This is a genomic window from Candidatus Parvarchaeota archaeon (assembly GCA_016866895.1).
Lineage (GTDB): Archaea > Micrarchaeota > Micrarchaeia > Anstonellales > VGKX01 > VGKX01.
On the sequence record VGKX01000023.1, the window covers coordinates 1 to 10,681 of the forward strand.

The 10,681-nt window shown below is 49.3% G+C and carries 11 protein-coding genes and 1 other RNA gene; 7 read left to right on the top strand and 5 right to left on the bottom strand.

Annotation, left to right across the window (positions count from 1 at the left end; all coding sequences use genetic code 11):
- Positions 1 to 294: 294 nt before the first annotated feature.
- The 4 genes from FJZ26_01650 (at position 295) to FJZ26_01665 (ending at position 2,155) form a co-directional block, all read left to right on the top strand.
- Complete coding sequence (locus FJZ26_01650; protein ID MBM3229110.1) at positions 295 to 441, top strand: ribosome biogenesis protein; 147 nt, start codon at positions 295 to 297, stop codon at positions 439 to 441.
- A 58-nt stretch (positions 442 to 499) separates the two neighbouring features.
- The gene (locus tag FJZ26_01655; GenBank protein ID MBM3229111.1) at positions 500 to 1,261 is read left to right on the top strand and encodes a proteasome assembly chaperone family protein; all 762 of its coding nucleotides are present in this window, start codon (positions 500 to 502) and stop codon (positions 1,259 to 1,261) included.
- Positions 1,262 to 1,352: 91 nt separating this feature from the next.
- Complete coding sequence (locus FJZ26_01660; protein ID MBM3229112.1) at positions 1,353 to 1,613, top strand: class III signal peptide-containing protein; 261 nt, start codon at positions 1,353 to 1,355, stop codon at positions 1,611 to 1,613.
- A 125-nt stretch (positions 1,614 to 1,738) separates the two neighbouring features.
- A complete protein-coding gene (locus FJZ26_01665; protein MBM3229113.1) occupies positions 1,739 to 2,155 on the top strand; it encodes a hypothetical protein in 417 nt (138 codons plus the stop codon).
- 63 nt (positions 2,156 to 2,218) lie between these two features.
- Here FJZ26_01665 and FJZ26_01670 read toward each other — a convergent pair whose 3' ends face one another.
- Both FJZ26_01670 and FJZ26_01675 read right to left on the bottom strand, forming a co-directional pair.
- Positions 2,219 to 3,109 carry a DsbA family protein gene (locus tag FJZ26_01670; protein MBM3229114.1) on the bottom strand — a complete coding sequence of 297 codons (891 nt, stop codon included), beginning with the start codon at positions 3,107 to 3,109 and terminating at the stop codon, positions 2,219 to 2,221.
- A 221-nt stretch (positions 3,110 to 3,330) separates the two neighbouring features.
- Positions 3,331 to 4,299: a helix-turn-helix domain-containing protein gene (locus tag FJZ26_01675; GenBank protein MBM3229115.1), complete on the bottom strand. Its 969-nt coding sequence runs from the start codon at positions 4,297 to 4,299 to the stop codon at positions 3,331 to 3,333.
- A gap of 226 nt (positions 4,300 to 4,525) precedes the next feature.
- On the opposite strand from FJZ26_01675, the gene rnpB reads away from it, so the two are divergent.
- The 3 genes from rnpB (at position 4,526) to FJZ26_01690 (ending at position 6,357) form a co-directional block, all read left to right on the top strand.
- An RNA gene (gene rnpB, locus FJZ26_01680) (RNase P RNA component) lies at positions 4,526 to 4,793 on the top strand.
- Positions 4,794 to 4,900: 107 nt separating this feature from the next.
- Positions 4,901 to 5,446, top strand: coding sequence for a hypothetical protein (locus tag FJZ26_01685; protein ID MBM3229116.1), 546 nt, complete (start codon positions 4,901 to 4,903; stop codon positions 5,444 to 5,446).
- Positions 5,447 to 5,484: 38 nt separating this feature from the next.
- Positions 5,485 to 6,357: a hypothetical protein gene (locus FJZ26_01690; protein MBM3229117.1), complete on the top strand. Its 873-nt coding sequence runs from the start codon at positions 5,485 to 5,487 to the stop codon at positions 6,355 to 6,357.
- Between the two features lie 20 nt (positions 6,358 to 6,377).
- Here FJZ26_01690 and FJZ26_01695 read toward each other — a convergent pair whose 3' ends face one another.
- From FJZ26_01695 to FJZ26_01705, 3 genes are all read right to left on the bottom strand, one after another.
- Positions 6,378 to 7,160 (bottom strand): NAD+ synthase, encoded by a 783-nt coding sequence (locus FJZ26_01695; protein ID MBM3229118.1) that lies wholly within the window; start codon positions 7,158 to 7,160, stop codon positions 6,378 to 6,380.
- Positions 7,161 to 7,229: 69 nt separating this feature from the next.
- Positions 7,230 to 10,046, bottom strand: a complete 2,817-nt coding sequence (locus FJZ26_01700; protein MBM3229119.1) for a cation-transporting P-type ATPase — start codon at positions 10,044 to 10,046, stop codon at positions 7,230 to 7,232.
- 109 nt (positions 10,047 to 10,155) lie between these two features.
- Positions 10,156 to 10,681, bottom strand: a 526-nt coding sequence (locus FJZ26_01705) for a hypothetical protein (protein MBM3229120.1), incomplete at its 5' end; no start/stop codon positions are given.

Here is a 10,681-nt window from a genome sequence, read left to right on the forward strand (position 1 = left end):
CTTGGCGCGCCGCGCTACCAGATTGAGGTAAGCGCCCAGGACTTCAAGGCCGCCCAAAAGGCAATGGAGGGCATTGTTGAGTCAATCCAGAAAATGGCTGACAAAAACACTTTTGTGTCCTTTGAGCAGCTCAAGGAAGAAAGCTAATTTTGAGTTTTGCGCCACGGGTCGCGAAAAGAGGGCACCTGACAGGCAGCTTGCGGCAATGGCTTGCAAGCCATACCAAAACTTAGGGATTTTTATTTGGATTGCGGAAATAAGTAACATAAAAAAACGGCACGGGCAGGAGTGTGGATGAAAAAACTGAGAAAGTGCGCTTTGTGCAAAAGCTACACCATGAAGCAGGAGCACTGCGGGGCTCAGACCAAGTCAGCCCATCCGCCAAAATTCAAGATAACTGACAAGTATGCAAAATACAGGAGGATGCAGGAAGTAGGATAAACAAAGCCTGCCTTAAGGCACTTGGAATGGACAGAGAAAAACAGCGGGGGATGGGTCCATGATTGAAACTAAAATCTACCAGAAAAAAAACGTGAAGATGAAAAACCCAATATTGGTGGAGGGGCTTCCAGGCATCGGCCTTGTAGGAAAGCTTGCGGCAGACCACATGATAAAGGAGTTCAAGGCCCAAAAAGTCGCAGAGCTTGTTTCGCCGCATTTCCCGCACCAGGTGCTGATGCAGAAAAACGGGATAATGAGAATGCTCAAAAACAAGTTTTATTTGATACCTGGAAAGAAAAACGACGTGCTAATACTTGTCGGCGATGTGCAGGCAGTGACTTCAGAGGCACAGTATGAAATCTGCGGCAAGATGCTTGATTATTTTGAGAAAAAGGGCGGAAAGCTGATTTACACGCTTGGAGGGTATGGGACAGGCAAGGCGCCCCAAAAGCCCCAGGTGTTTGGCTCCGCGACCCATAAGGAGATTATACCGGCGCATGAGAAAGCCGGCATGGTATTTGGAAAATCCCACGGCTCCATTATAGGGGCTGCCGGCCTGCTGCTTGGAATGGGAAAGTTCAGGGGCATGAAGGGAGTTTGCATAATGGGCGAGACGCACGGCGGGTATGTTGATGCCAGGGCAGCGCAGGCCCTTTTGGAAGTGCTCTCAAGGCTTCTTGGGGTAAAAATTGACCCAGCAAAGCTTGAGCAGAGGGCAAAGGAAGGCGAGGCTTTCATGAAGAAGATGGAAAAGGAAGCCTCAAAGCAAAAGGAGACAATGCCAGGCTCAAGTGCAAAGGAATTGAGCTATATCAGGTAGCTGGATTGGAAGAAGGCAAGCTGGCGAAAGCTTTGGCAAAGGCCTGGCTGGGCAGGATAGGGTTAAATACCCCAAGCTGCTATTTTTTACCATGGGAGGCACAACCAGAGGGAAAAAAGGGCAGCTTTCCGCTGAAATGCTTATTTTGCTTGCAGTAATCCTTGCCGTGGTGCTGCTTGTTGCCAACTCGATGCTTTCGGCAGGCAAGACTGCAAGCAGCGTGGCAAGCGGAAGCGCAAACAAGACGTTTGAGGAGATTTGCAGGTCAACAGGCACTTGCACAGCATGCACAACAGACTCGGACTGCTCAGGCATCCAGTCAGGCAGATGCATAAATTCAGTCTGCCAATAAGCCAGTGCACAAGCATGTGCGGGAAGGCAAAGCCAGCTCCAGGATTTTTGCTGGCTGGCCATAATGGCCAGAGGCTGTCTTTGTATGGAGGAATTGCCGTGAAGGCCCAGGCTTCACTTGAATATTTGCTCGTTTTGGCTATTGCCCTTGCCGCATTGGCAATTTCGCTTTCCGTACTCTATGACGCAAAAATCAGGTTTGAAAGGCAGGCAAGGGCTTCGGTTGCGCAGGCGGCTGCTGAAAGCATTGCAGGGGCCGCAAACCAGATTTGCCTGCTTGGCGGCTCCAACTCACGGACTGTTGAAGGACTGCCCAACTTATTTTGGCTTGGCTTTGAACAAAAAGACGCGACTGTTGAAGGCATAGGAATTGGAAGAGGGCAGAGAGGCGGAAAAGGCAGCCTGAGCCTGGGGTTTTCTGATGCCAAGGCAACGATGCTTGTAGCCTGCGGCGTGGAGCTGACAGGGCAGGAGTACTCTAATTCGGTATATTTGAAAGGCAGCGGCGGCAAGGTCTTTATTGAGCAGGCAAAAGAAGAATAGAAAAAATAAAAGAAGAAAAAAGGGGCGCAGGCCCTCATTTGCCTAAATGCTAAGCTTGCATGTTTAGGCTGCCATCGGCTCGATGATGCCCTTGAATGTTTCAAGTGGAAGCGCACCTGAGAACGATATGCCGTAACCGCCGCCATTCACCTGGACAACATCAATGCTGAAGTTAGGCCCATACTGCTGCTTGTATTTGGATACCACAGCTCCAAGGGCCGAAAGCATTGCAGGGCTCTTGTTGTCTGAGAATATCACAAACGAGGGGGTGCCTCCGACCCCGAATGCAACGCCCTCGGATTGCTCTGTTGAGACGGCTGTGGCCTTTGAGCCGCCATCAAGGCAGGCTGCGAATTTTGCCTCGTCAAGCTTGAGGTCCTTTGCATACTGCTTGAGCGATGCGATTCCCAGGGCATTTTGGTTTTCAAACAGCTTATCGTGGTACTCCCAGAACTTGCCCTGGTCTGATGCACATTCTGACGCCTCGGCGGCCTTTTGTGCATTTGGGTGGATTTGGGTAAGGGGGAATTGCTTGTAGTAAAGCCCTATTTTGCCCTTGTACTGGTCAAGCACCTGGCTTACTGCCGGGAGTGCCCTGCTGCAAAACGTGCATTCAAAGTCAGAATATTCAACAATCTTTATTTTTGCATTTTGAACTCCTTTAACTGGCTTGCCTTCGAACGAGATTTTTATCGGTATTGCGGTTGGCGCAACGTTGCCGTTGCTTCCGCCCTGGGTTGGTGGGTTGGTTGGTGGATTGACAACTGGGTTGTTTGAGCCGCCGCCATTGTTGGCGCCCGTGCCCGGATTTGCGGCGCCAAGCGTGCCGATTTTTTTGAGCGAATCGTTTACCTGGCCCATTGTCATGAACAATGAAGCAGAAATAAGAAGCGCAGCCAAGATGACAGACACGCCAATAAGCGTGGCATGGCTCTGGTCGTTTTGTTTTTCCACTCTCCCACCTCTAAACTGGTTTTTTGGATTGCCGGGGCAAATCAGAACATCCGTAGCGGCTGGTTTGCTCCCACTACAAGCAAAGTGGGTTTGGTATTGAAGAAACAAGTTTATAAATATGCCAACTTTTGCAAGGTGCTAAATCATTAAGGAGAAACAGAGATTCCCCCCCCCTGGTGGTTTGTCAGGGCTTTGGGGCAGTGCCCCATGTTTCCTTTCCATCAGTTTTTTGTCTTTCCGCCAATCAGCGCCATAAGCTGCTGCTTCGTCCTTATGCCCGAAAGCTCTGACTTGGTAATGACCGGAATGCTTTTCACCCTGGGCTTTGTGCAGGATTTGACAAAAAAGCACGGGTGTGCCCCAATGATTTGAGATAGTTGGTCAAACACTTCGGCCCTGCGCTCAAGGGTGCGCATGTCCCTGTCCCTCTCTGCGATGATTGAGCTGATTTGACCTTTGGCGGTTTTTGGGCTTGAAAGCCCTTGCTTTCTTGCGTCTTTGCCAAAGCTTGCACCCACCATGTCGGCAGGCCCATCTAGGTTCACTGAAGTAAAGCCATAAAAGTCATAGGTACTTCCATATGCTCCTCGCACAAGACCATTAATCGGTTTTTGACTGGAAGTGAATTTTTCCAGAAGGGCTTTTGACGGCAGCCCAAGGAACTGCTCAATGATTGCCGCGTTTTTGGGGCTTGCAAGGGTGAGGCTGCGCTCGTAGCGGTAGATTGTATCGTGCGAAAGACCGCAGGCGCGGGCAAGCTGGCTTGTTGTAAGATTTTTGCTTTTCCTTGCCTGGACAAGAAGCGACTGGTTGATTTTGACAAGGGTTTTCTTGAATTTTTTTTCATTGAATTCCCCGCCTTCAAGGAACTGCTGCATGGTAAGGGGGGAGATTGCAACAATGCCATGGCGAAGATACAAAACACCTTGCGCAAGGGCGAATTCCTTGCTTTTTGCCCCGACCACAATGCCAATTGCGCCAAGTATGTTGGAAATTGATTCAAGGCTTTTTGCATGCTGCATGGGGAATGCGTCAATGTTCTCAAGCACCTTGATTAGGACTGTTTTTTGCCCTTTTCTTCCAGCTATGTCAAAGCAGCCTGGAAGTCCTGAAAAGAATGCCTGGTAGCCGCTTGCCTCAAGGACTGACAAGGTTTCAAGGATTAGCCTGTGCCGTTCTGTGCCCTCCATGATAAGATTGCCAAGGCAAAGGATATAATCATTTATAAGAGGCAGCAATCGGAAGGAAAGTGTGTTTTGGCAATTCCGGCAATGCTTGGCAAATCAGGGTTTTGGCAATTCCGGCAGCGTTGGCAAATCAGGGTTTTGGCAATTCCGGCAATGCTTGGCAATATGGCGGTGTTTGGCATACCGCCTGTTTTTTATACTTAAAATAGGCAATTTATATGCCGTTTTTGCGGAGGGGAGGGCAGCTGACCCTGCAAGAAATTGCGGGGAGGAAGTCATGCCCACTGCAGCCAGTTCAATCCTGGCAGGCACCAGCCTACCAATCAAGGTGCAAAAGAACAGAAACGACACCCTGCCTTTCTGGATGAGGATGAGGAAACGAGACAGGATGGTTTGGGATGAAACGGCTTTTGTGATGGGAGCCGGCAGTGCAAGGCCTTAAGGCCGCTTAGTCGAATGCTGCTATAAAAACAAAAGGCAGACTACCACCCTTCCGCATTACACGGCACTACAGGAAGTCTTATTGCAGCCGTGGCAAAAAACTGAGGCTTGTGCTCAGAGGTCTTTCAGTGGGAGAATTGCCTGAGAAGGACGCCCTGGATTAATGCCCTACAAAATAGATAGGTTTAAAGCTACAGGTTGCAAAACTGAGTGGAAACATAAGCAAAGGCAATCCAGTCCGGTGTTAATGGCAGGAGGTAGTTTAATGAAAAGCAAAATGGCATTTGTTTTGATTGCGCTTTCAGTTTTTGCAGGCTTTATGTTGTTTGGCTGCACTGGCGAAGGCGAGCCAGGCATATTTACAAAAAAGCCGAGCCTGTCGGAAAAAAAGGAAGTGACGCTTGATTACCTGTATGCAGACTGGTGCCCGCACTGCCAAAAAATGAAACCGTATGTTGCAAAACTTGCGGCAACGCTTCCACAAGACAGGTTTTTGGTAAGGGCGTGGAACGAGGCGGACAGGTCTTCAAGCCCCGATTCCCAGAAAATCTATACGGATTACCAGGCAAAAGGATATTTCCAAGGGTTTCCGACATTTGTGCTAAATGAAAACGACTACAGGGTTGGGGAGATGCCAGAGCCCCAGCTAAAGGCTTTTGTGTGCTCCAAGTTCAAGGCCCCGGCACCTGCAGCGTGTAGTGCAGGGTGAACTTGCAGTTCTAACAGATATAAAGAGGCACTTAAGTTATGGAAAAGCGCATGTACTGGATAATATTTACAATGCTTGTTAGTGGAATTCTTCTTTTTGGCTGCACTGGAAATGCGAAAAACGAGGAAACGGGCGACAGTGCACAAATCAAAGCCCCTGAAGCTAATGAAAGGCAGGACGCGCAGCAAAATTTATTGAAAGAAGGATGGCAGGAAAAGGCTGGTAGGTGCAGCGGGCTAAACGAAGTGAGTGGCGAGAAGAGCAGCTGCCTTGCAAAAGTCGCGGCTGATGAAAAAAAACCTGAAATCTGTGATATGGTTTTTGGCTTTGGCTACAGGCTCTGGTGCTATAGCAAGCTTTATGATTCCTCAATTGACAGCTCAGTGTGCGACAATGCGGATGACTTGGTGAAGGGCAAGTGCATTGCCTACATTGCAACGAAAACGGGCGATGTCGGGATTTGCAATAAAAACAAAGTGGGGTCGTTTGAAACAGCCGCGTGCAAGGCATTGGTATCAGGGAATCAAGAGTATTGCGCCCAGGCTTCAGGGCAGCTTGAAAAGGATTACTGCTATGATTCGCTTGCAAGAAAACTTGAAGACTTGGCCCTTTGCGACAAGTTGACCAGTTACAAGTACTCTTGCGTTTCCGCAATTGCAGCCTCAAAAAAAGACATTTCAATTTGCGACGGCCTCAGATTTGGAAAAGGAGAGCTTGGAATGGATGAAAAGGCGTTTTGCATTTCAAGGGTTGCAGAGGAGACAAAAAACGAGGGAATTTGCAACATGATACAAAATGACGAAAACAAAGATACGTGTTACATGAAAGTTGCAGATGCAAAAAACGACAAGACGGTTTGCGCGCAAATCAAAAACGAAGGTGTGAGAGGATTCTGCCAGAGGACTGCGTGAGCGCGCCTGGGCTAAAAGTGTCAAAGTGCCTGCGCAAGGCTTCTTTTATGCCTTGAGGAATCAATCCTTTTATTTATTACAGAAACTGCCTTTTTCCCAAAAAGCCTTTCAGCCTGCCCCTTCTTCTTTTTTTCAAGAAGGTGCAGGATTTGGTCTATTTTATCATAGCCAAGGCCAAGCTCCTTTTGCGCCTTGTGGCCAGCCCAAAGCCTAGGGGAGGAGGGTTTGAAGGCTATCTGCCTTGGGATTCCCAGTGCAAGGGCAAGCAGGCGCACCTGCGTCTTGTAAAGCGAGCCTATTGGAAGCACGTCGCAGGCCCCATCGCCCCACTTTGTAAAGTAGCCAAGCGTTATTTCCGACTTGTCTCCAGTCCCGATTACAAGGGCACCTGACAGGTTTGCGTGCGCATAAAGCACGCCCATCCTAAGCCTGGCAAGCATGTTGCCATAGGCAACCCTTTCCTTCTTCAGGCGCGATGAGTTGTAAAGAAGGTCCAAAGCAGGCTGGAGGTCGATTGCCTTTATCTTGACTTTGAATTTTTTTGCAAGGAGCAGCGCATCTGACACATCAAGTTTTGGAGTGAACTTTGATGGCATCAAAAGCGCCAGGACGTTTTTTGGGCCAAATGCCTGCGCGCAAATGGCAAGGCAGGCTGCAGAATCCACGCCCCCTGAAAGGCCAAGAACGCAGCGGCTAACTCCGGTTTTTTTTGAATAAGCACGAAGGTTTGAGACGATTTGTGAAGCACAACTTAAGACAGAAAAAGTCAGGGGTTTGTCTAAAGTTACGGCAAACTTTGTCATTAATACCACAGCTCGGTTAGTTGGATTGCAGTAGTTTGCATTTATTTTGCATTCGACTTTATCGGGTTTTTAGTATGCCATAAGTTTTGGCATGAAAATTTTTGTAGCCTCCCCAACAGCAATGATGCCAAGCGAGATTAGGACTGCAAGACCTAGCTCAAAGGGCAGCAGTGCGACTGTCCCGAATATTGCCTGCATTGGTGGCAGATAGACTATTGCAATCTGCAAAAGGGCGCAGACGCCGGTTGCAGCAAGAAGCGACTTGTTTGAAAGCAGGTTTTTGGAAAGCGAGACTGTGCTGCTTTTGCAGTTGAGGGCATTGAAAAGCTGGAAAAACACAAAGACGGTGAAGGCCATTGTCTGCGCAGTCCTGCGTGCCTCCTCCGTTTTGGAGTTCGAGACGAGATAAAGCACGGCAAGGGTGCCAAGCGACATGAAAATGCAGCCAATGGCAATATTGTAGACAAGGTTGCGAGTGATAAAACCGGCCCCTGGCTTTGCGGGCTTGCGCTCCATTATACCAGGGTTTGCCTTCTCAACCCCCAGGGCAAGGGCAGGGGGGCCATCCATGATAATATTAACCCAAAGGGCCTGGAGCGGCAAAAGGGGAAGGCCAAGGCCGAGCAAAGGGGCGCACAGCATCGTGATTATGGCGGAAAAATTAGTGGAGAACTGGAAGCGCAGGTAATTTTTTATGTTGTCAAACAGGTTGCGGCCATAGGCAACAGCATTTACTATGGTTGCAAAGTTGTCGTCAGTCAGGACAACATCCGCCGCCTCCTTTGAAACGTCGGTGCCGCTACCCATTGAAATGCCCACATTTGCCTTTTTGATTGCTGGCGCATCGTTTACCCCGTCTCCTGTCACTGCGACAATTTCGCCGTTTTTTATGAGTGCCTGGACGATGCGGTATTTGTGTTGCGGGCTGGTCCTTGCATAGACGCAGACTTCTTTTACGACCCGTCCAAGGGCTTCATCCGACATTCCATCAAGCTCCTGCCCGCTTGTGCACTGCGAATCAGAGTGTATGAGGCCTATCTGCTTCGCAATGGCTTTTGCAGTAAGCAGGTTGTCGCCTGTAATCATGACTACCTTGATTCCCGCAGTCTGGCAGGTTTTTATTGCCTGGCTGACTTCCCGGCGCGGCGGGTCAATCATGCCAATTGTGCCGACATAGACAAGGCCGCTTTCCGCATCAGTGACCGGAAGCCGCGACTGGGGCTTTGCAGATTCCTTGTATGCAACCGAGATGAGCCTCAGGGCGTTTGCAGCCATGGTGTTGTGCGCCTGCTCTAGCGCTGCTTTCCTTGCCCCAGTAAGCTTTTCGACTCCCTTTTCAGAAAGCATGCTTGTGCACGACTCCAAGATTTTTTCAGGCGCGCCTTTGGCATAGACAAAATGCTTGCCGTCTTTCAGGCGCACGGTTGCCATGCGCTTTCGCTTTGAGTCAAATGGGAATTCGCCTTCAAAGAAAGCATCATTTTTAAGCTTGTCAACATTCAACCCTGCCTTAAGTGCGCCTACAAGAAGCGCGCTTTCTGTAGGGTCGCCAATCTGGACTGTTTCGCCCGACTGTTTTTGCACCACGCTTGCATTGTTGCACAGTGCCGCAACCTCAAATGCCTGCAGCGCAAGCTTGTGCGCTGCATTTGTATTTGGTTCTCTTGGACTCTTTGCAGCCTTCACGCCAACTGTCGTATTTTGGCCAGCAGTCTTGCCGGGCATAGAATCCATTTCAAGCAGTCCAGCACAAGTGTAAATCTGCGTTACAGTCATCCTGTTTTCCGTAAGTGTCCCTGTTTTGTCGGTGCAAATCACTGTTACTGACCCAAGCGACTCTACTGCCGGCAGCTTTCGCACCAAGGCATTTTGGCGTGCAAGCCTTTGCATTCCAATCCCAAGGGTGATTGTTATTATTGTCGGCAGGCCTTCCGGGATTGAGACAACTGCCAAGGTCACGGCTGAAATGAACATCGTTGATGCGTCAAAACCTTTGAAAACCCCGATTGCAAAATACGCCGCCACAATGAAAAGCGAGTAGAGGCCTATTTTTTCGCCAAGCTTTTCCATGTTCTTTTGAAGCGGCGTCTGCTCCTCCTCAGTGGTTTCCAGGGACTTTGCTATCTTGCCAAACTCCGTGTTAATCCCAGTGCCTGTGACTACCGCCTTGCCCCTGCCTGCAACAGTTGAAGTGCCAAAGTAAAGCATGCAGTGGCGCTCTGCAAGAGGGGTTTTTTGGCTGCAGGGCAATGTCGACTTTCTGACCGGAAGCGACTCGCCTGTAAGCGCCGACTCGTCGCAGGAAAGCTCAAAGGATTCAAACAGCCTGCAGTCAGCAGGTATTTTTGAACCCTCATCGAGGATAATTATGTCACCTGGGACAAGCAGCTGTGTTTGGATGATTTTTTCCACACCCGACCTTATGACCCTTGCAGAAGGAACTGAAAGTTTTTTTAGGGCATCAAGTTCCTTGGCTGCCTTGTACTCCTGCGCAAAGCCAAAAATGGCTGAAAGCAAAATTGCAAAGAAAATGCCTATAGAGTCGTATGCGTGGCCTGTGAAAAATGAGACTGCGGCTGCCACGCCAAGAAGAATCAGCATTGGATTTTTGAACTGCTGGGCAAAAAGCAGCAGTGGAGAGACTGGTTTTTGCTCAGGAAGCTTGTTTGGACCAAATGTCACAAGCCTTGACTGTGAGTCCAGCTCGCTTAAGCCGGATGTGGAGCTGCCAAGCTTTGAAATGGCCTCCTTCTCTCCTATTGAGTGCCAGTCCTGGAAGCCCGAGGGCACAGTGGGCGATGTGGCCTGCTGCATCTTGGTTGGCTGCCCTGTGGCTTTTGAGTTGAAAGCCGCTTTGCTGCCAATTTTTTTTGACTTTTTTGCCATTAGAAAACCAAATCAAAAGATGATAGCCCGATTTTTAATAGGAGCATATTGGTTATTATTAATAGTTTTATTAGCTGGATTATCGGGAATTGGTGGGAAAGGCGCAGCACTAATAATAATCCAACATCGTGCTTTGTTTTTTCCTTTCCAGTTTTTTAATTATGCCCTCCGGTTCTGTTTGGGCATTGCTTGGCTGCCTGGCTTGGGCATTGCCTTTTGCCACGATTTTGATATCATGCTGGCTTGTGGTTTTTGCATCCTGATGACTGCTTTTTTGGGCAACCTGGGTTCGTATTTGAGTCCCTTGAGGAACCTGGCCACCTGAATTTTCTTTTCCTTTTGGCTGGAGATGCAAGTGCCCTGCCTTTGCTTTTTGGCTGTGAATAAGTGGCATGCCTGCCTGCAGCTGCCTTACAATATTCTCCATGCGCCCCTCCTTTTTGCGGGAGGACCAAAAGTGCGACTCGTCCCTTGTGCCCTTTGTGATTAGCACGTAAATTTTTCCTGCTTTTGCCCGCCCAGCCCGCCCCCGCCTCTGGATTGTGCGGATTTCAGAGCCGACCGGCTCGAAGAATATCACGTTATCTACGCTTGGCACATCCAGGCCCTCCTCGCCAATTGAGCTTGCCACAAGT